At 69.4% G+C, this 19,923-nt stretch carries 18 protein-coding genes and 1 pseudogene; 9 read left to right on the plus strand and 10 right to left on the minus strand.

Annotated elements, in window-relative coordinates; genetic code table 11:
• Positions 1–26: 26 nt before the first annotated feature.
• Genes MC45_RS19375 through MC45_RS14945 form a run of 3 tightly spaced genes read right to left on the minus strand, consistent with a single transcriptional unit; the run spans position 27 to position 2,100 of the window.
• Positions 27–191, minus strand: coding sequence for a hypothetical protein (locus MC45_RS19375; protein WP_156143850.1), 165 nt, complete (start codon positions 189–191; stop codon positions 27–29).
• Positions 188–1,717 (minus strand): helix-turn-helix transcriptional regulator, encoded by a 1,530-nt coding sequence (locus MC45_RS14940; protein WP_038664812.1) that lies wholly within the window; start codon positions 1,715–1,717, stop codon positions 188–190. Before MC45_RS14940 ends, MC45_RS19375 begins: the two co-directional genes overlap by 4 nt.
• Before the next feature lie 14 nt (positions 1,718–1,731).
• Positions 1,732–2,100 (minus strand): CsbD family protein, encoded by a 369-nt coding sequence (locus MC45_RS14945; protein WP_038667564.1) that lies wholly within the window; start codon positions 2,098–2,100, stop codon positions 1,732–1,734.
• A 377-nt stretch (positions 2,101–2,477) separates the two neighbouring features.
• Between MC45_RS14945 and MC45_RS14950 the strand changes: the two genes are divergently transcribed.
• Positions 2,478–4,931, plus strand: coding sequence for a TonB-dependent receptor (locus MC45_RS14950; RefSeq protein ID WP_179944543.1), 2,454 nt, complete (start codon positions 2,478–2,480; stop codon positions 4,929–4,931).
• Entirely contained in the window at positions 4,931–5,797 is an 867-nt protein-coding gene (locus tag MC45_RS14955) for a tyrosine-protein phosphatase (protein ID WP_038664815.1), read from the plus strand. Before MC45_RS14950 ends, MC45_RS14955 begins: the two co-directional genes overlap by 1 nt.
• A gap of 72 nt (positions 5,798–5,869) precedes the next feature.
• Here MC45_RS14955 and MC45_RS14960 read toward each other — a convergent pair whose 3' ends face one another.
• Together MC45_RS14960 and MC45_RS14965 are read right to left on the minus strand one after the other, a co-directional pair.
• The gene (locus tag MC45_RS14960; protein WP_038664818.1) at positions 5,870–7,030 is read right to left on the minus strand and encodes an MFS transporter; all 1,161 of its coding nucleotides are present in this window, start codon (positions 7,028–7,030) and stop codon (positions 5,870–5,872) included.
• Positions 7,031–7,043: 13 nt separating this feature from the next.
• Positions 7,044–8,078 (minus strand): aldo/keto reductase, encoded by a 1,035-nt coding sequence (locus MC45_RS14965; protein ID WP_038664821.1) that lies wholly within the window; start codon positions 8,076–8,078, stop codon positions 7,044–7,046.
• 90 nt (positions 8,079–8,168) lie between these two features.
• Here MC45_RS14965 and MC45_RS14970 point away from each other — a divergent pair, with 90 nt between their 5' ends.
• From MC45_RS14970 to MC45_RS18635, 4 genes are all read left to right on the plus strand, one after another.
• Complete coding sequence (locus tag MC45_RS14970) at positions 8,169–9,083, plus strand: LysR family transcriptional regulator (RefSeq protein ID WP_038664824.1); 915 nt, start codon at positions 8,169–8,171, stop codon at positions 9,081–9,083.
• 99 nt (positions 9,084–9,182) lie between these two features.
• Positions 9,183–11,456, plus strand: a complete 2,274-nt coding sequence (locus MC45_RS14975; RefSeq protein WP_052075697.1) for a PAS domain-containing sensor histidine kinase — start codon at positions 9,183–9,185, stop codon at positions 11,454–11,456.
• Positions 11,453–11,986: a response regulator gene (locus MC45_RS19685; protein ID WP_212742929.1), complete on the plus strand. Its 534-nt coding sequence runs from the start codon at positions 11,453–11,455 to the stop codon at positions 11,984–11,986. The genes MC45_RS14975 and MC45_RS19685 overlap by 4 nt, the downstream gene beginning before the upstream one ends.
• Before the next feature lie 4 nt (positions 11,987–11,990).
• On the plus strand, positions 11,991–12,380 hold the full coding sequence (locus MC45_RS18635; protein WP_052075698.1) for a hypothetical protein: 390 nt from the start codon (positions 11,991–11,993) through the stop codon (positions 12,378–12,380).
• Positions 12,381–12,392: 12 nt separating this feature from the next.
• Here MC45_RS18635 and MC45_RS14990 read toward each other — a convergent pair whose 3' ends face one another.
• The gene (locus tag MC45_RS14990; RefSeq protein WP_081974562.1) at positions 12,393–13,781 is read right to left on the minus strand and encodes a glycoside hydrolase family 43 protein; all 1,389 of its coding nucleotides are present in this window, start codon (positions 13,779–13,781) and stop codon (positions 12,393–12,395) included.
• 129 nt (positions 13,782–13,910) lie between these two features.
• On the opposite strand from MC45_RS14990, the gene MC45_RS14995 reads away from it, so the two are divergent.
• Positions 13,911–14,717, plus strand: a complete 807-nt coding sequence (locus MC45_RS14995; RefSeq protein ID WP_038664828.1) for a transglutaminase family protein — start codon at positions 13,911–13,913, stop codon at positions 14,715–14,717.
• Between the two features lie 69 nt (positions 14,718–14,786).
• On the opposite strand, the gene MC45_RS15000 is transcribed toward MC45_RS14995, so the two are convergent.
• Both MC45_RS15000 and MC45_RS15005 read right to left on the minus strand, forming a co-directional pair.
• Entirely contained in the window at positions 14,787–15,482 is a 696-nt protein-coding gene (locus MC45_RS15000) for a helix-turn-helix transcriptional regulator (RefSeq protein ID WP_038664832.1), read from the minus strand.
• Positions 15,483–15,577: 95 nt separating this feature from the next.
• Positions 15,578–16,180: a glutathione S-transferase family protein gene (locus MC45_RS15005; protein WP_218916673.1), complete on the minus strand. Its 603-nt coding sequence runs from the start codon at positions 16,178–16,180 to the stop codon at positions 15,578–15,580.
• 142 nt (positions 16,181–16,322) lie between these two features.
• Here MC45_RS15005 and MC45_RS15010 point away from each other — a divergent pair, with 142 nt between their 5' ends.
• Complete coding sequence (locus MC45_RS15010; RefSeq protein ID WP_038664836.1) at positions 16,323–17,480, plus strand: acetyltransferase domain-containing protein; 1,158 nt, start codon at positions 16,323–16,325, stop codon at positions 17,478–17,480.
• A 10-nt stretch (positions 17,481–17,490) separates the two neighbouring features.
• On the opposite strand, the pseudogene MC45_RS15015 reads toward MC45_RS15010, so the two are convergent.
• Both MC45_RS15015 and MC45_RS15020 read right to left on the minus strand, forming a co-directional pair.
• A pseudogene (locus MC45_RS15015) lies at positions 17,491–18,516 on the minus strand (glycoside hydrolase family 43 protein); the annotation flags it as partial.
• A gap of 96 nt (positions 18,517–18,612) precedes the next feature.
• Complete coding sequence (locus MC45_RS15020) at positions 18,613–18,987, minus strand: winged helix-turn-helix transcriptional regulator (protein ID WP_038664841.1); 375 nt, start codon at positions 18,985–18,987, stop codon at positions 18,613–18,615.
• An 83-nt stretch (positions 18,988–19,070) separates the two neighbouring features.
• On the opposite strand from MC45_RS15020, the gene MC45_RS15025 reads away from it, so the two are divergent.
• The gene (locus MC45_RS15025; RefSeq protein WP_038664844.1) at positions 19,071–19,805 is read left to right on the plus strand and encodes an SDR family NAD(P)-dependent oxidoreductase; all 735 of its coding nucleotides are present in this window, start codon (positions 19,071–19,073) and stop codon (positions 19,803–19,805) included.
• Positions 19,806–19,923 lie beyond the last annotated feature (118 nt).

The following is a 19,923-nucleotide window of genomic DNA, read 5'->3' on the forward strand; positions in this document are numbered from 1 at the left end:
ATAGTCACTCCTGTTGTCGTCTGTCGTTATCGGTCGTCGGATGGGCGGCCGGCCGGGCCGGTCGCGTCCGCTTTCCGTTCTGCGCGCCCCTTGCGCACCTCGGCGTCGTCGCCGAGCAACTTGCCGATCGTCTCCCGCGCGGCGCCCTTGGCCGCGCGCGTCGCCGGATCGGCAGGTATCTTCTTGGTCATGCGGCACCTCGCTGCGCCGTGCCGCGCGCGATCGACCGCAGCGCGATCGCACCGTCGTCGAAGCCGCGCGCCCGCGCCCAGGCGGCCGCCGCCGTGCGGCGGTTGACGCCGATCTTGGCGTAGATCCGCGCGACATGGTTGCGCACCGTGTTGCCCGAGACGTCGAGCGCCCGCGCGATGCTCTTGTCGTCGAGCCCGCGGCAGATCAGCGCCAGCACCTCGCGCTCGCGTGCCGTGAGCGCATCGAGCCCGGGGCCGTCGGCATCCGGCTGCGGCGCACGCAGCCGCGCCAGCTTGTCCATGATCGAGCGGCTGAACCAGCTCGTGTCCTTCATCACCGCCTCGATCGCCTCGACCAGTTCGAGTTCGGTCGCCTTGCGCTGGGTGATGTCTTGGAACGCCCATAGCAGGCAGCTGGCGTCGCCGATGGTGATCGTCTCGGTCGAGACGACGCAGTCGATCGCGTCGCCGTCGCGCACCGCGATGCGCGCCTCGTGACTGCGCAGGTCGCCGCCATCCGCGATCGCCGCCTCGACGTCGCCGCGCACCGTATCGTCCGCCCACAGGCCGAGGTCGGCGAGCGAGCGGCCGACGATCGCGTCGGCGGCATAGCCGGTCAGCGCGGTGAAGCTGGCGTTGACCTCGCACAGCACATGGCCGTCGCGCGCGCCGATCGCCATCGGCACCGGCGCCAGCTGGAAGGTGCGTGTGAATCGCTCCTCGCTGTGACGCAGCGCCGATTCCGCCTGCCGCCGCGGTTCGAGGTCGGCGAAGGTGAACAGCATGCAGGGTCGTTCGTCGAGATCGATCGGCTGGCCCGCGACGATGACCAATTTGGTGCCGCCGTCGGGCAGCGCCAGCTCGGCCTCCATCTGCGGGATCGTCCGTCCCTCGGCGAGTCGCTGCTTGGCGAGATCGCGCTGGTCGGCGCCGTGCAGCACGTCGATGTCGTAGACGGTCTTCCCCAGCACCGCGTCGCGATCCTGCCCGGTCATCTCCAGAAAGCCCTGGTTGACCTTGACGAAGCGCAGGTCGGCGAGGCGGCAGATCACCGCCGGCGCCGGATTGGCGTTGAACGACTGTTCGAATCGGTCCTCCGCCTCGTAGCGCGCGGTGACGTCCTGGACGATCAGCACGACGCAGGTCGGCACGTCCTCGTCGGCATCGTTGAGCACTAGGCTGCGCACCTGATGCACCCAGCGCGGGTCTTCCTCGCCGGCGACGGTCACCTCGACCACCACTTCCGAGAAGGAATCGCCGGCCGCCACCCGCTCGATCGGATAATCGTCCGCCGCGAGCCGGTGGTTGTTGCGATAGCGCAGCTGGAAGCGCGCGCGATAATCGTCGACCGTCGCGCCGAGCTGATCGAGCCGTTCGACGCCGTGCATCGCCAGCGCGGCATCGTTCGCCCAGAGCAGGCTCTGGTCGGGATCGATCAGGATCACGCCTTCGTCGAGACCGGCGATGATCTGGCGCAGGTGGCGCAGATCATTGGTCTCGCGCAGGCTCTTGGGCGACGTGGACATCGGCGCTCCGGCGATCAGTCGCGCTGGCCGTGGATCAGCCAGGCGAGCGCATAGCCCCCCGCGGCCGCGGCGATGGCGGCCAACAGCACCGGCTGCTCGTCCAGGCCGCGCGCGACGACCCGCTTGCCGTGGCGCGCTGCCTCGGCGGCACGATCGGCGGCGTCGGTGACCGCCTCGCGGCCCTTGGCGGCGAGATGCGGCGTGGCATCGATCGCGTCCTCGGCGACCGACTGGGCGCGGCCGTAGAGGTTCTCCGCCGCACCGGCGACCTGATCGACGATCCCGTCGACCTGCCAGTCGCGGCTGTCGACCGCGTCGCCGACGGCCGTCTCGACCTTGCCGCCGACGTAGCGGGCGCCGCCATGCCATTCGTGCGTGTTCATCTCGGTCTCCATGAAGAGCAATGCCCGACCCGCGCGGAAGGCGGACGGCCGACCACGATCCGCTGCCCAGGGGCATCGAACCGGCCGAACGGATCAGGCGAGTTGGGGAAGTCTCGCGAACGGTCGCGGGTGTCCGACCGTTCTGGACATACAAACCTACGTTAGACCAGTTGGTTCCTGGTAGCTTTGTGGGGGGTCGCTGATCGTCTTATACCCCCGATCGGGCCGCATCCGGGCGGCCAACCGACGCCGGCGCGGGTGGCGCCATCCGGCAGATATTTCGCATCGCAACATAAATGCGGTCGATCTGTCATGCATCCGAAACGAACACATCGCACCGCGCAGCCATGTTTCGTTACGAAACGGGGGGCTCCGTCATGTCATTCACCACTTCCGCCATTGCGGCGCGGCTGCTCGCCGCGACCGCCGTCTGCTCCACCTTGATCGCGACGCCGGCGTTCGCCGCGGACGATCCCAAGAGCGTCGTTACCGCCGACAAGACCCCGGAGGACGCGCCCGACCAGCTCACCGATATCGTCGTCACCGCCGAGAAGCGGCCGCAGAGCGCGCAGAAGACGCCGATCTCGATCAGCGTGCTGAGCGGCGACGATCTCGCCAACCGCCATGTCGTGTCGCTCGCCGATCTCGGCGACGGGTCGATCCCGTCGCTCAAGGTCGCGCCGTTCTATTCTCGGAACTCGGCGCTGATCGTCAACATCCGCGGCGTCGGCGTGCTCAGCGACAGCAACCAGCCGGCACGCGACCAGGGCGTCGGCGTCTATATCGACGGCGTATATCTGGGCCGCGCGCAGGGGCTCGGTACCGCGCTGTTCGACATCGAGAATATCGAGGTGCTCAAGGGGCCGCAGGGCACCTTGTTCGGCCGCAACACCGAAGGCGGCGCGGTCAACATCGTCACCAAGCGGCCGAGCGGCGAATACCATCTCAACACGATCGCCGGCATCGGCAATTATGGCGCCTACAAGGGCGAGGTGCATCTCGACCTGCCCGCGATCCAGGATATTGCGGTCAAGATCGATGCGGTCGTCAGCCACCGCGGCCCGCTGGTGCGCAATCCGCTCACCGGTGCCGACGGCTTCAACGCCTATGACAAGCGTGGCCTGCATTACGAATTGCTGTGGAAGCCGACCGCGGACTTCAGCGCCGATTATTCGTTCGACACCTCCTACGACGCCTCGACCCCGCTCTATCTCCAGTTGCTCGCGCCCGGCACCTACAGGCAGGCGCCGCTCGGCACCGTCCAGCCGCAGCGCGCGCGCGACGCCAACGTCGGCGTCCCGCAGCAGCCCAGCGTCGGCAAGGTCCGCGGCAACCAGCTGACGCTCGCCTATCACCCGGCGTCGGCGCTCACCGTCAAGTCGATCACCGCCTATCGCGCGATGACCCAGACCCAATATGACAACGGCTCCGCCGCCAGCACGCTGTCGGCGTCGACCGCCACCTTCGTCGGCAAGGATTTCGCTGGCAATACCATTCCGCTGCCGTTCGCGCGCTACAGCCTCGCCGATTTCCGCCAGAACCAGTTCAGCCAGGAGGTGCAGCTGATCGGCGACGTGGCGGAGGTGCAGTTCGTCGCCGGCGCGCTCTATTATCAGGAGCATGTCGAGGACAATGCCCGCGCCTTCTACACCAATCAATGCACCACCTCGGCCTGCACCGCCTATACGATCCTGCCGCCCAACTTCCGCACCGACGTGGCGAATTACGCGGCGCTGTCGCTCGATTACACCGCGCAGCGGATCGACCGCGCCAGCTATGTGAAGACCAGCAGCGTCGGCGCCTTCGGCCAGGCGACCTGGACGCCCGCCGTGCTCGACGATCGCCTCCACCTGACCGGTGGCCTGCGCTGGAGCCGCGACGCCAAGCAGGGCACGCTGCTGACGGTCAACGGCAAGCTGCCGGTCGACCGTCGCGGCGTGTCGCGCGAACTGCCGCTCGACGCGCGCTGGTCGCGGGTCGATCCGATGGTCAATCTTGCCGTCGATGCCACCCGCGACGTGCATCTCTACGGCAAATGGAGCACCGGCTATAAATCGGGCGGCGCCAATTCGCGCTCGCAGGAATATGACGCGTTCAATCCGGAAACGGTCTCGGTGTTCGAGATCGGCGCCAAGACCGAATTCTTCGATCGCCACGCCCGCTTCAACATTGCGGCCTATGCCGGCACATACAAAGACATCCAGATCGACTTCCAGCGCCCCTATGTCGACGGCAAGAACGGCGCGACGACGCGGACGACGATCTCGACGGTCAACGCATCCGGTACCGGCGGCATCCACGGCGTCGAGGCCGAACTGACGGTGATGCCGGTGCGCGGGGTGACGCTCCACGGCTCCTACGCGCATACCTATGTCCACATCCCGCCGGCGGTGAATCCCTATCCCAACGCCAAGGGCGATCTGAGCACGCTCGCCGTGCCGATCTACCAGACCTACACGCCGAGCGACTCGGCCAGCGCCGCCGCCGATTTTGAGGTGCCGCTGACCGGTGCGACGCTGCGTGCGCATATCGACGGCAATTACGATTCGGGCTTCTACGCCAGTTCCAACGACCCGGTGTATGTCGGCGCGAACAATCCGGGCAACGTCTACCAGCCGAAGGGCGATGCCGCGTTCATCGTCAACACGTCGCTGGCGCTCGCCGATATCGCGATGGGGCAGGGCGACGCGAAGGTGACGCTGTCGATCTGGGCACGCAATCTTTTCGACGAACAGCACGTCTTCTACAAGACCTTGTCCGTCACCACCGGCCTGCAGGGCTTCTACAACGAGCCGCGTACGCTGGGCGGCCAGGTGCAGGTGACCTTCTGATGCGCATCATCCCCTCCGCCGTGGCGCTGGCGCTGCTCGCCTCGCTGCCGGGCAGCGCCGTCGTCGCCCGGTCGCAGCCCATCGCGACTGCAACCGCGTCCGCGCACCAACGGCTGCTGCCGTTGCAGGGCGGACGCAACTTCCGCGATCTCGGCGGCTATGCCACCGGTGATGGTCGGCACGTCAAATGGGGGCTGTTGTACCGCTCCGGTTCGATGCACGGGCTTACCGCGGCCGATTACGCTGAATTGCAGCGGCGCGGCCTCCGCGTCGTCTGCGACCTGCGCGACACGCGTGAGCGTGCCGCCGAGCCGGTCGATTGGCCCGCGCAGGGCGCGCCGCGGGTGCTGAGCGACGACTATCTGCTCGACACCCGCGACTTTCTGCCCGCCGGTGCGATGAAGGACTGGACCGCCGCCGCCGCGCAGGCAGCGATGACCGCGAGCTATCCCAAAATGCTCGTCCAGTTCCGCGGTCAGTATCGCCGGATGTTCGCCGAGCTGCTCGCCGGCCATGCCCCGCTCGCGTTCAATTGCTCGGCGGGCAAGGATCGCACCGGCATCGCCGCCGCCTTGCTGCTCACCGCGCTCGGCGTGCCGCGCGCGACGGTGATCGACGATTATCTGCTGACCAACCGCTACCTCGATGCCGCCAAGCTGCTCGCCAGCCCGGCGCAGGCCGACACGCCCTGGGCGCATCTGCCGCCCGGCGTCACCGCGGCGCTGGCGGCGGCGGACCGGCGTTATATCGAGGCGGCGCTGGCGGTGCTCGACCGGCATCCCGGCGGCGCAACCGGCTGGTTGCGCGATGAGATGGGACTGTCGGCGGGGGACATCACCCGGCTGCGCACCGCCTATCTTGATTGACCGGGGCGCCGACGGCGTAGAGAAATCGCCCCACTGACGCAGGCCAATCGCCGCCCCACCCCCGCCCGTCACCTATACGGGGCAGGCGGCGCGCGCCGGACGGCGGGCGGCGAGCAGCAGCATGAGCGCCGCAGCCGCCATCGCCGCGCCGGCGAGCGACACCGCGGGCAGGCCGAGCCCTGCGCCGATCACCCCGCCGCCGAGCGCCGCGCCGATCGCATTGCCGAGGTTGAACGCCCCGATGTTCATCGCCGAGGCGAGGTTGGGCGCGTCCGCGGCCGCCTGCATCACGCGCATCTGCAACGGCGGCACGATCGCGAAGCTCGCCACGCCCCAGATCAGGATCGCGACGGCGGCGGGAAGCGGCCAGTGCATCAGCCCGGCGAAGGCGACCAACACCGCGACGATGGCGACAAAGCTGGCGATCAGCGTCCGCTCGATCGACCGGTCGGCAAGCCGGCCGCCGATCGTATTGCCGATCGTCAGCCCGATCCCGTAGAGAACGAGCATTGCGGTCACGAACCCGGTCGAGCCGTGCGTCACCTCGCGCAGGATCGGGACGATATAGGTGAAGACGGTGAACATCGCGCTCGCCCCCACCACGGTCAGCGCCAGCGCCGCCAGCACCGGTCCGCGCGTCAACACGCGCAGCTCGTCGCGCATGTCGCCGCCGGTCGGGGCGGGCAGCGGCGGCAGCGCGAGGCGCAGCGACACCATCGCCACCGCGCCGATCACCGCGATCCCTGCGAAAGCGGTGCGCCAGCCGAGCACTTCGCCGGCCCAGGTCGCCAGCGGCACGCCGCCGATCGTCGCGATCGTCAGACCGGAGAACATCGCCGCGACCGCGCCGGCACGGCGCTCGGGGGGAACGAGGCTCGCCGCGACGACCGATCCGACGCCGAAGAAGGCGCCATGGTTGAACGAGGTGACGACCCGCGCCGCCATCAGCAGCCAATAGCCGCCGGCCAGCGCCGACAGCGCATTGCCGAGCGTGAAGATGCCCATCAGGCCGATCAACAGCGTGCGCCGGTCGATCCGCCCGGTGGTCAGCGTCATCAGCGGCGCGCCGATCAGCACGCCCATCGCATAGGCGCTGACCAACATGCCCGCGGCGGGGATCGACACGCCGAGACTGCCGGCGATGACGGGCAGCATGCCCATCGGCGCGAACTCGGTCACGCCGATGCCAAAGGCGCCGACCGCCAGCGCAATCAGTCCGATATCCGGTTTCATGATTGGATGTCCTTCAAACGAGCGGCGGGTTGAGGCGGGCGAAGCCTTCCTGCTGGCGATAGGGGGTGTGCGGATAGGGCGGCAGCATATCGCTCGCCGCATCGAGCGCGGCGATCTGCACAGGGGTCAGCGCCCAGCCGACCGCACCCAGATTGTCGCGCAACTGCGTCTCGTTGCGCGCCCCGATGATGACGGAGGACACGGTCGGGCGCTGCAACAGCCAGTTGATCGCGACCTGCGGCACGCTGCGCCCGGTCTCGGCGGCGACCGCCTCCAGCGCGTCGACGACGCGGTAGAGATGCTCGGGCTCGACCGGCGGCGCGAAGTGCTCGGTGTCGTGCAGGCGGCTGCCCGCAGGGACCGGGCGGTCGCGGCCGATCCTGCCGGTCAGGCGGCCCCAGCCGAGCGGGCTCCAGACGAGCGCGCCGACGCCCTGGTCGCGGCCGAGCGGCATCAGATCGGCCTCATAGGCGCGGCCGATCAGCGAATAATAGACCTGATGCGCGACCAGCCGCGGCCAGCCGTGGCGATCGGCGATTGCCTGCGCCTTCATCAGCTGCCAGCCCGGATAATTGGAGACGCCGGCATAGCGCACCTTGCCCGCCGCGATCAGCGCGTCGAGCGTCGCCATCAGCTCCTCGGTCGGCGTCGAGGCGTCATAAGCGTGGAGCTGGAGCAGATCGATGCGATCGGTGCCGAGCCGCCGCAGCGACGCCTCGACCGCGCGGATCAGCCGCGCGCGCGACACGCCCCAGTCCTGCGGCCCGTCGCCCATTGGCAGGCCGGTCTTGGTCGAGAGCAGCACCGCGTCGCGACGGCCCTCGATCGCCGCGCCGAGCACCTCCTCCGACGCACCGTCCGAATAGACGTCGGCGGTGTCGAACAAGGTGACGCCGGCGTCGAGGCAGATGTCGATCAGCCGCCGCGCCTCGGCCGTGTCGGTCTGGCCCCAGGCCGAGAAGAGCGGACCCGTGCCGCCGAAGGTGCCGGTGCCGAGCGCCAGCACCGGCACGCGCAATCCCGATCCACCCAATTGCCGGTATTCCATCATCAACCCTTTCGCGGTTCGGCGTCGCGTGCATAGATGCGGGGCGGATCGTCAGGGCGGAACCACCCGATCAGGCGAAGGATCTGTGCAATGGAAGCAAAGATAGCAGGCAACGGCGATCGCGCACGCTCGCTCGCCCTCTTCGTCGCGGTCATCGACGGCGGCAGTTTCTCCGCCGCCGCCAGGGGCTTGGACCTGACCCCGTCGGCGGTGGCGCGGGCGATCGACCGGATCGAGGCGCGGCTCGGCGTCCGGTTGCTGCTGCGCTCCACCCGCGGGCTCGCGCTGACCGCGGAGGGGCAGGCCTATCTGCTCGCCGCCCGGCGCATCCTCGCCGACCTCGACGATGCCGAACAGCAGATCGCCGATCAGGGCAGCCCGCGTGGCCGGTTGCGGGTAAGCGCGGCGCTCGCCCACGGCCGGCTGTGCGTCGTGCCGCTGCTCGGCGATTTCGCGGCCGCCTATCCGCATATCCTCGTCGATATCGCACTGACCGATACGCTGATCGATGTCGCGGGCGGGCAGGCGGATGTCGCGATCCGCTTCGGCCCGCTCGCCGACAGCGCGCTCACCGCGCGCAAGCTGGGCGAGAGCGGCCGGGTGATCGTCGCCTCGCCCGACTATCTCGCGCGCCACGGCACGCCGACGGTGCCGGAGGATCTGCACGCGCACAATTGCCTCAATTTCAGCTTCCGCCGCGCCGAGCCGACCTGGCCGTTCCGTCGCGATGGCCGGGATATCTCGCTCTGCGTCGAAGGCGGCATCGTCGCCAACAACGGGGAGACGCTGGGGCAGCTCGCCACCGCCGGCGTCGGCGTCACCCGCGTCGGCCGGTTCAGCGTCGCCGCCGAGATCGCCGATGGCCGCCTCGTGCCGCTGCTGGAAACGTATAATCCCGGTGACGTCGAGCTGATCCATGCGGTGTTCGTCGGCGGCGCGCATCTGCCCGCGCGGGTACGGGTGTTCGTCGATTTCCTCGCCGAGCGGCTCGCCTCGCCCGCGTAACCGCCGCTCCGGGCTGGTTTGGCGCTAAGTCGATGAATTATTTATACCAAATCTGACGCCAATCGATGCATCGCAACGCCATCCGTGCGTTGTTGGCGGATGGACGACCCAGCAACGATCGCCGATCTGCGCCAGCGCCTCGCCCGCGCCGAGGCGGCGCTCGCCGAAAGCGAGGCCCGATTGGCCGCCACGCTCGATAGCGTGCCCGTCGGCGTCGCGATGCTCGACACGGCGGGCCGGATCCTCGTTTCCAACGCGCAATATCAGCGGTTCTGCCCGACCGGGACGATGCCGTCCAACGATCCGGAGCGGCTCTGGCGCTGGCGCGGCTGGGACAAGGATCGCCGGCCGCTCGAACCGACCGATTTCCCCGGTGCCCGCGCGGCGCGTGGCGAATGCGTCGTTCCCGGCCAGGAGCTGCTCTACACCAGCGACGACGGCGAGGACATCTGGGTCCGGGTGGCGACCACGCCGCTACGCGATGCCGAGGGCCGGATCGTCGGGCAGGCGAGCGTGATCAGCGACATCGACACGCTCAAACGGACGTCCGAATCATTGCGCGACGCCGAGCGGCGGCAGACGTTCCTGCTCACCCTCAGCGACGCGATCCAGTCGATCGACGACGCCGCCGGCATCCGCGACCGGGTCACCGCGATGGTCGCGACGTGGCTGGCGGTCGACCGCTGCCGCTGGACCGACGCCAGCGACGAGAAAGGCATCGGGCGCGACCCCGGGGATGCGGCGGCGCTGCACGCCGGCAGGACGGTCGTCGCGCCCGATGGCGCCGAGGGGCGTGCGCGGATCGTCGTACCGGTGATGCGCCGCGGCCGGCTGGTCGCGACGCTCGGCGTCGAAGACGACGACGCCCGGACGTGGCAGCCGGCCGAGCTTGCGGTGCTGCACGACGTGGCGGAACGCGCCTGGGTGGCGATCGACCACGCCCGTACCGCCGCCAGCTTCCGCCAACGCGACGCCGAGTTCCGCGAGGTGCAGGCGCGCGCGCAGCAATTGATCGACGGTATCGCGACGACGATCTGGGAAACGCCGCCCGACGGCGCGATCGTCACCGACAGTCCGAGCTGGCGCGCCTATACCGGGCAGAGCTACGCCGATTATCGCGGCTTCGGCTGGCTCGACGTGCTGCATCCCGACGATCGCGCCGCCACGATGCAAGTCTGGCTGGAGGCGCTGCGCCGGTGCGAGCCGATCGACCTCGAATATCGCCTGCGCGGGCGCGACGGCGCCTATCGCTGGATGAACGCGCGGGCGATTCCGCTGCGCGATGCGACCGGCGCGGTGCAGAAGTGGCTCGGCATGAACATCGACATCGACGTCCGCAAGCATCTGGAAGAAGCGGTCTTCGATAACGAACGCCGCATGCGTGTGCTGGTCGAGGGCGTGCCGCAATTGTTGTGGCGCGCGCGGCTGGCGGGCGACTGGTTCTGGGCGAGCCCGCAATGGTCGGCGGTCACCGGGCGGCCGGAGCACGAGGGCCATGGCAGCGGCCGGCTCGACTTCGTCCATCCCGACGACGTCGCCGCGGTTACCGATGCCTGGGCGCTGGCGCAGGACAGCGGCGGGTTCGACGTCGAGCATCGCCTGCGCCATCAGGACGGCGCCTATCGCTGGTTCAGCACCCGCGCGCTGCCGATCCGCGACGGGTGCGGGCGGATCGTCGAATGGCTCGGCACCTCCAACGACATCGACGCGCTGCGCCAGGCGCAGGACCGGCAGGAGGTGATGGTCGCCGAGTTGCAGCATCGCACCCGCAACATCATCGCCATCGTCCAGTCGGTCGCCGAGAAGACGCTCGAGGGAGCAGGCTCGCTGGAGGCGTTCGAACAGCGTTTCAACGACCGGCTGCATGCGCTCGCGCGGGTGCAGAGCCTGTTGTCGCACGCTGCCGCCGGCCAGCGGGTGACGTTCGGCGACCTGCTCGATTCGGAACTGGCCGCGCTCGGCGCCTTCCATCGCGAAGGCGTCGCCGGGTCGCTGGTCCTCGACGGTCCGCACGACGTGCCGCTCCGGTCGGGCGCGGTGCAGAGCCTCGCGCTGGCACTGCACGAACTCGCCACCAACGCGGTCAAATATGGCGCGCTGAAGGGACGCGACGGCAAGCTCAGGGTGCTGTGGGAGGTCGAGCGCGCCGACGACGGGATCCTGTGGCTGAACGTCGACTGGCGCGAAAGCGGCGTGACGCTGCCGCCGGTCACCGCGAGGGCGCGATCGGGCGGCTACGGCCGGCAGTTGATCGAACGCGCCTTGCCCTATCAATTGGGGGCGAAAACGAGCTATGCCTTCACCGATGATGGCGTCCACTGCCGCATCGCGGTGGCGATGGTGTCGGATCGGGCGGGTGGGGAGTTTGGATGATGGCTGAGACGCTGCTGCAAAACCGCCGGGTGCTGGTCGTCGAGGACGAATATATGGTCGCCGATGCGATGGAGCGGAAGCTGCGCCGCGCCGGTGCGGTGGTGCTCGGCCCGGTCCCCTCGGTCGCGCAGGCGCTGGACCTGCTCGCGCTGGAAGGGGATATCGACGGCGCGGTGCTCGACATCAATCTCGGCGACCAGAAAGTGTATCCGGTCGTCGATCTGCTGCTGGCGCGCGGCACGCCCTGCGTCTTCGCCACCGGCAACGATCGCGCCGACGTACCACCGGCCTATGCGCATCTGATCCGGTGCGAGAAGCCGATCGACGGTGCCTGCCTCGTCTCGGCGCTGGCCGGCGGTGCGCGGCCCGCGCCGGTCGCCGACGTCCGGCCGGCGGCGTTGCGGCAGATGCGCTACCAGTTGCTCGACCACGTCGAGCGCGCCTCCGACCTCGGCCATACGTTGCTCGCGGCGAAATTGTGCGAGGCGCTCGACGCACTCGATTCGCTCGACGTGGCATCGGAGGCCTGAGTCGATGGCGGCGCGGGATGCGGACGGCGCGGCGACGACCGGCCATGGCGACCGGCTGAGCGAGGCGGCACGCGCAATCCTCGTCAACCGGCGGTCGCGGCTCGACCTGCTGCCCGCCGAATTGTTCGGCGAATGGCCGTGGGAGGTGCTGCTCGTCTTGTTCGTCGCCGATGCCGAGGGGCGGCGGCTGACCGGGCGGACGATCACCGCCGAGCTTGCCTGCACGCCGCTGACCATGGCGCGCTGGATGCAGCATCTGGCGCGTACCGGACTGGTCGTCGGCGACACCAGCGACGATCCCGACGCGCCGCTCACCCTGTCGCCGGCGGGGATCACCGCGCTCGAAGCCTATCTCGATACCACCTTGCAGACCGCGCACCTGCTCGGCGTGTGACCGCGGTCGCGGTCAGCGGGCGAAGCGCCAATAGTCTATGTCGAGCAGCGAGCCGGGGCTCTTGCCGCCGAACACCAGATACAGATCGTGTACCCTGCGCGCGCCGGCGACATCGGTGGTCCGCTGCTGCCATCGTCCGGCCGGGCCGGTCATCCCGACCGGCAGCGTGCCGAGCAGCGGACCGTCGACGGCGTCGGCATGCAGCTCGATCCGGGCCTCCGGCGTGCCCCCGGCGACCGTGGCGGTGAAGCGTTTCGCCCCCGCCGTGCCGAAATCGACCCCGGCGACCTTGATGTAGCTGCGATCCGTCGCGCGGGTGACGTAAACGCGAGCCGCGTCCTGCGCGGTGGTGACGCCCGGCGCCCAGTCATAAGCGCGATCGATCGGGCGCTTGATCCGCCCGGTCCAGGCGATCGTCTCCGCCTCGACGCGCGCATAGGGATCGAGCGTGCCGATCTGTGGCGCGCGCGTCCGGTCCCACCAGCCGAGGTTCGGGATCGTCCCGTCGGCATTGTAGCTGAATTTGGCGACCGCGACCGAGCGCCGCTCGTGATGGATCGGGGTGAGCGCGAAGTTCAGCTCGTAATGGAAGCCGAAGACGTAGGAGCCGCCCTTATAGTCGATGATGCCGGGATGGTTGCCGGTCGAGCGCGGATCGTGACGCATGATCTCGCCCTTGTAGACCCACGGGCCGGTCGGCCGGTCGCTCATCGCATAGCCGATCCCCTCGGAACAGCAGGTCGAGGCGAACGCCATGTAATAGCGGCCGTTGCGCCCGTAGAACCACGGTCCCTCCTGATAGTCCCTGATCCGCGGCAACTTGGTGATCGACCCGCTATAGGACACCATGTCCTCGTTGAGCTTCACGTACCACAAATCGGGATTGCCCCAGTAGAGATAGGCCTGGCCGTCGCGGTCGATCCACACCGTCGGATCGAAATAGCCTTCGCCGGGTGCGATCAGCGGCTTGCCGAGCGCGTCGCGGAACGGCCCCGCCGGCGTGTCGGCGACCGCCACCGCGATGACGTTGCGCGGTGAGCCGGCGACGGTGATCGGCGCATAGAGATAGAATTTGCCGCCGCGCGCGATCACCTGCGGCGCCCAGGCGTCGTTGGTCTGCGACGCCCAGGGAAAGGTTTTGAGCGAGGCGACGACGCCGCGGTCGGTCCAGTTCGCCATGTCGGTGGAACTGTAGAGTCGCCAGTCGAGCATCTTGAAGCCGTCGGCGTCGTCCTCGTCGTGGCTGGTGTAGAGATAGACGACGCCGTCGTGGACCAGCGGCGCGGGATCGGCGGTGAAGCGGGTCTGCACGATCGGCCGTTCGACGCCGGCATCGGGCGCGGCGGCGCCCAGCAGCGCGACTGGCGCGATGATGCGGAGCAGGGCGGCGGTCGTCGTCATGGCGCGGGTCCTCTCGCTGGCGCCGCTTCGCCGCGGCTCGTCGCAGTATCGGCTTAGCGCAAGGCGGCCGGGCCGCAACCGGCCGATGGTCGCGGTTGCGGAACATCGCCGCGCGCCCATCTTGGCACCATGGAAGATGATCTCATTCGCCTTGGCCTGCTCGACGACGAGGACATCATCCTCGATCACGCAGCGCTCGCGCTCGCCCTGCTCGACCACGAGGCGGGCGACGACGAACCCGGCCGTGCGCTGATCGACGCGATCGCCGACCGGCTCGACGAAGTGGCGCCGGGCGTGACCGGTGCGCGGGCGCAGGCCGAGCGGCTCGCACAGGTGTTCGGCGCCGAATTCGGCTTCGTCGGCGACGCCGCGACCTATGACGATCCCGCCAACGCCGACCTCATCCGGGTGATCGAGCGCCGCCGCGGCCTGCCGGTCAGCCTGTCGATCCTCTACGTGGCGGCGGCGCGGCGGCTCGGCTGGACCGCGCATGTGCTCGACGTGCCCGGTCATGTGCTGGTGCTGATCGGCGACGACGTCGCGCCGGTGATGATCGACCCGTTCCGCGGCGGGCGTCCGGTCGGCGCCGAGGAATTGGCGACGATGGTGCAGGCGATGACGCCGGGGCAGACCCCCGCGGTCAGCCACGTCGCCGCGATGCCCAATCGCGCGGTGCTGGTGCGGCTGCTACTCAACCAGGCGACGCGTGCCGAGGCTGGGGGGCACGGACGGCGCGCGCTGACGCTCTACCAGCGGATGACGGCGATGGCGCCCGCCTATGGCCATGGCTGGTGGGAGCGGGCGCGGCTCGAACTGGTCGATGGCGATGTCGCGGCGGCGCGGCGCAGCCTCACCGCGATGCTGGAGATCACCCGCGAACCAGGCCTGCGCGCGCGCATCTCTGGCCTGCTCTCCTCGCTGGCCGCGGCCGCCTAGGACCGATCGACGTTCAGGCTTGCCGAGAAAACGCTAACCCCTGGCGGGGGGGCCGAAGGGCGAATCCGCCTAGCGTTCTCGCCGCGCCGCCATCATCGCCAGCCAGCGGCGGCGCAGCGTTGCCCGATGTTCCGGATAGCGCGTCTCGAGGAAGTCGATCGCGATCAGCCGATCGGTGCGGAACATGCGGAAATCGCCGCGCAGCTCGCACCAGGCGATCAGCATCCGGACGCTGTCGAGATAGCCGACGAGGAACGGCCACACCGTACGCTCGCTTTCCCGACCGTCGGCATCGCTATAGCGGATCGTCAGCTTGCGGCCCTGCAGGCTCCAGGCGCGCAACCGGGCGACATCGACGCCGGCATCGCCGCGTTCGTGCCATGCCGGCGGGGTGATCACCGCCGGATCCTCGATCGCGGTGCGGAGGTGCGGCGGGATCACCGCCGCGATCTTGGCGAGCACGTCGGCGGCGGCGCGCGCGAGGCCATCGTCGGCATGGACCAGCACCCATTGCGCGCCGAGCACCACCGCCTCCACCTCGTCCGAGGTCAGCATCAACGGCGGCATGTCGAACCCGCGTTCGAGCACATAGCCGATCCCCGCCTCGCCGCGGATCGGCACGCGCTGCGCGATCAGCGCGGCGATGTCGCGATACACCGACCGCCGGCTCGTCTCCAGTTCCGCGGCGATCGCCTCGCCGGTCAGCGGACCGCGGGCGCGGCGCAGGAGCTGGACGATCTCGAACAGGCGGTCGGCACGACGCATGGATGCAGCCTAGACGCGGGCGAGCAGCGGGACGAGCAGGATCGGCACCGCGGCGACCACGAAGCCGCTCAGCCCCAGCCACAGATCGCGCGCGGTCACGCCGCCACCTGCGGTGCCGCATCGCGTGCCATGGCCCGCGCGAAGGCGGGGCGGGCGGCGAGCCGTTCGGCATAAGCCGCGATCGCGCCGGCATCCGGCAGCACCTGTCGCGCCCAGCCGAGCGTGCCGCCGAGCATCACGTCGGCGGCGCTGAACCGCGACCCGAGCAGGAACGGCCCGCGCGCTAGGGCATCGTCGATCCGGCGCAGCGCTGCGCCGAAAGCGGCGGGCTCGGGCGCGCCGGGCGCCGCGGCGAGACGCTGGAACAGGGCAGGACCGAACTCGCCCTCTACCCAGCTCAGCCAGGTCAGATACGGGCCGCGGTCCGCATCGCCGATCGCCGGCGCCAGCCCGGCCTGCGGCGCGAGGTCGGCGAGATACAAAGCGACCGCGGCGCTCTCCGTGACCAGCGCGTCGTCGTGGCACAGCGCCGGCACCTTGCGGTCGGCATGCGGGTTGGCGGGATCGGGGCCGTCGCCGCTGCCGTCGCGATAGCGGATCGAGACATAGCGGAGATCATGCGGCAAGCCGAGTTCCTCGATCAGCCAGAGGATGCGCGTTGAGCGTGAATGCGGGGCGTGGAACAGGGTCAGCATCATCCGTTTCTCCGCGGCCGGAATGGCCGTCGGCACCCGCATTAGCGAGGGGCTGTGGCCACCGTGGTGGCAGCAGTCGAGCCTTGCCTTTTCCGGTATGATGTAACATCGCGCAAAGCGAAAGGAGTTCATTCTGCCAGACCCGATGTCTTCGCGCGCTGACGCCACGACGGTACGACCGCCCCGCATTGTGTCGATCGACGCGCTGCGTGGGCTGGTGATCCTGCTGATGCTGGTCGACCACAGCCGCGAATTCTTCTTCCTGCACGCGCAGGTCGCCGATCCCATGGATCTGCGCACGACCGCGCCGGCGCTGGTCGCGACCCGGCTCGCCGCGCATCTCTGCGCGCCGGTGTTCGTCGCGCTGACCGGACTTGCCGCCTGGCTCTATGCCGCACCGCGCGGCGGCCAGAAGGCGGCATCCGCCTTCCTCGCCAAGCGCGGGCTGTTCCTGGTCGCGCTCGAATGGACCGTCGTCAATTTCGCCTGGACCTTCGACGTCACGCCGGCGACCGTCTTCCTGCAGGTGATCTGGGCGATCGGCCTGTCGATGATCGCGCTTGCGGCGCTCGTCCATCTGCCACGTGCGGCGCTGGTCGCGGTCGGCCTCGTCATCCTGCTTGGCCACAATCTGCTCGATCCAGTCAGCATCGCGCAGGGCCAGCCGGGGCATGACCTGTGGGCGATCCTGCACGATCGCGGCTTCATCGATCTGCCGTGGGGCGGGCGGGCACGGACCTCCTATCCGGTGCTGCCGTGGATCGGGGTGATCGCGCTCGGCTATGCGATCGGGCCGTGGTTCGCGCGCGACGTCGCGCCGGTGTGGCGGCGGCGGCGCCTGCTGACGACGGGGCTGGCGATGCTGACCGGCTTCGTCACGCTGCGGCTGGTCAACGGCTATGGCGAGCCGGTGCCGTGGCAGGCGAGCGACGACGCGCTCGTCACCGCGCTGGGCTTCCTCAATTTGACCAAATATCCGCCGTCCGCCGACTTCCTGCTGCTCACGCTCGGTCTCGGCGCGGGGCTGCTCGCCGGGCTGGAGGCGCTGCCGCGGCGGCCGGCCGCGATCTTGGCGGTCTTCGGGGGTGCGCCGTTGTTCTTCTACCTGCTGCACCTCTACCTGCTCCACGCCGGCAACCGCGTCGTCGCGGCCGCGATCGGGCGGGACGGGCTGGTCAGCGTGCCCGCGGTCGGCTGGCTGTGGCTGATCGCCGCCGCGGTCGCCGTGCCCTGCTGGTTCGCCTGCCGCCGCTTCGCCGCGGCGAAGCGGGCGAGCGACGCCTGGTGGCTGCGCTACCTTTGACCGCTCAGCGCAGCGGCCCGTTCGCCACCGGCGGGTCGAACACCGGCGTGCCGTCGCCGCGATAGGTGATCGGCTGGATGCGGGTGTGGCGGTTGGGGTCGAACAAGGGATCGCCCTTGATCGCCGCATAGTCGCGCGCATGGAACACCAGCATGTCGCGGCCCTGCTCGTCGACGGTGAAGCTGTTGTGCCCCGGCCCATAGACGTTGTGCTCGGGCGACGAGGTCATCACCGGCACCGGGCTCTTGCTCCACGCCTTGGCATCCATCAGATCGGCGTCGGCGCGGGCGGTCAGCATGCCGAGGCAATAGCGTGCGTCGGTGGCGCTCGCCGAATAGGTCATGAACAGCCGCCCGTGCCGCGCCAGCACCGCCGGTGCCTCGTTGACCTTGTAGCCGCGGGTTTCCCAGTCGAGGTCCGGCACCGACAGGCGCACCGGCTTCGCCGCGAGCGTCAGCGGCGTGGCGAGCGGCGCCAGATAGAGGTTGGAATTGGTCGCGATCCCCGGCTCCTGCTGCGCCCATGCCAGATAGCGCGTGCCGCGATGGACGAAGCTGGTCGAATCGAGATTGAACGTATCCCACGGCGTCTCGAGCTGGCCGAGCACCGACCAGCCGCCGGTCATCGGATCGGCGCCGTCGCAGACGATCGCATAGGTGCGGATATGGAAGACGTCGGCGCCGCCGCCGCTCGGTCCGGCGGCGAAATACATGAGCCACGTCCCGTCGATCCGATGCAGTTCGGGCGCCCACAGGAAGCCGGAGAGCGCCCCGCTCGCCTGATGCCGCCACAGCACCTTTTCGCTCGCCGTCGACAGGCCCGCCAGCGTGCGCGACCGGCGCAGCACCAGCCGGTCGTATTCGGGTACCGAGCCGGTCATGTAATACCAGCCGTCTCTGTGCCGGAAGACCTGCGCATCGGCACGCTGGCGGACGAGCGGGTTGACGATCGGCACGGCCGCCGTCTTCGCCAGCACCGGCGCGGCGACCGCCAGCGCGGCACCGGAGAGGAACAGGCGGCGGGACGGTTCGGTCATCGGTGACGCTCCTGACGGCGGACGGCCCTGACGGCCACGTCCGTTACGGACGGATCGTCGGCACCTGCTCCGTCCAAGTCAAGGCGGGGCACCCGGTCATTCCGCCGCGCGCGTCCAGGCGTCGCGTTCGGCGAAGACGCGCGCCACCTCCGCCATATTCTCCGAACCCCAGACGCATAAGGGCGCCAGCGCCGCCGCCAGGCTGTGCCCGAGCGGGGTCAGCGTATAATCGACGCGCGGCGGCACCTCCTGATGATCGTGGCGAGCGACGATGCCGTCCGCCTCCAGTTCCTTGAGGTGCTGGATCAGCATTTTGTCGCTGACCCCGCGGACCGCGCGGCGCAGCTCGCCGTAGCGGCTCGGCGACTGGCACAGGAAATAGACGATCAGCGGCTTCCACTTGCCGGCGATGATACGCAGCGTCGCGTCGAGGCCGCAGGAAAACACAGGGGGTGAAGCAATATCGTCCATATTCCGGTACTTACCAAAAGGTGCATACTTGTCGATAGGTTTGCACGCCGCCAGCTCTGCCGCTCCTCGAATGGAGACAGGCTATGAACAGATTGCAGGGCAGGACGGCAGTGGTGACCGGTGGCGGCAGCGGTATCGGTCTGGCATCCGCCAAACGGTTCATCGACGAAGGCGCGTTCGTCTATATCTTTGGGCGGCGGCAGGCGGCGCTCGATGCCGCACTGGCGACGCTCGGCGACAAGGCGCGCGCGGTGCGCGGGTCGGTCGACGACCTCGCCGATCTCGATACGCTCTACGACACGGTCCGGGCGGAGCGCGGCCAGCTCGACATCCTGCTCGCCAATGCCGGCACCGGTGCCTTCGCCGCGCTCGGCGCCATCACCCCGGAGCATTACGACCAGATTTTCGACGTCAACGTGAAGGGCCTGCTGTTCACCGTGCAGAAGGGCCTGCCGCTGATGCGGGCCGGCGGGTCGATCATCCTGACCGGATCGACCACCGGGGTGATGGGGACGCCGCAGTTCAGCGTCTACAGCGCCACCAAGGCGGCGGTGCGCAATTTCGCCCGCAGCTGGGCGCAGGACCTGCGCGGCACCGGCATCCGCGTCAACGTGCTCTCGCCGGGACCGACGCGCACCGACCTCGCGCTCGAGGTCGTCGGCACGGAGGCGTTCGAGGCGATGGGCGCGACGACCCCGCTCGGCCGGCTCGGCGACCCCGCCGAGACCGCGGGTGCTGCGGCGTTCCTGGCGTCGGACGACAGCAGCTTCATGACCGGCAGCGAGCTGTTCGTCGACGGCGGCATGGCGCAGATCTAACGGCACGCGGCCCGGAGGCGCCGCGTCCGGGCCGCGACAGCCGTGCGATCGATGGGCGGGCGGCATGTCACACCTGCCGCGCCTGTCTCGTCTTCTCGCCGGGCGCGATCCTGCGCCG

Origin of the sequence: Sphingomonas taxi (assembly GCF_000764535.1) — a bacterium.
Taxonomy (GTDB): Bacteria; Pseudomonadota; Alphaproteobacteria; order Sphingomonadales; family Sphingomonadaceae; genus Sphingomonas; species Sphingomonas taxi.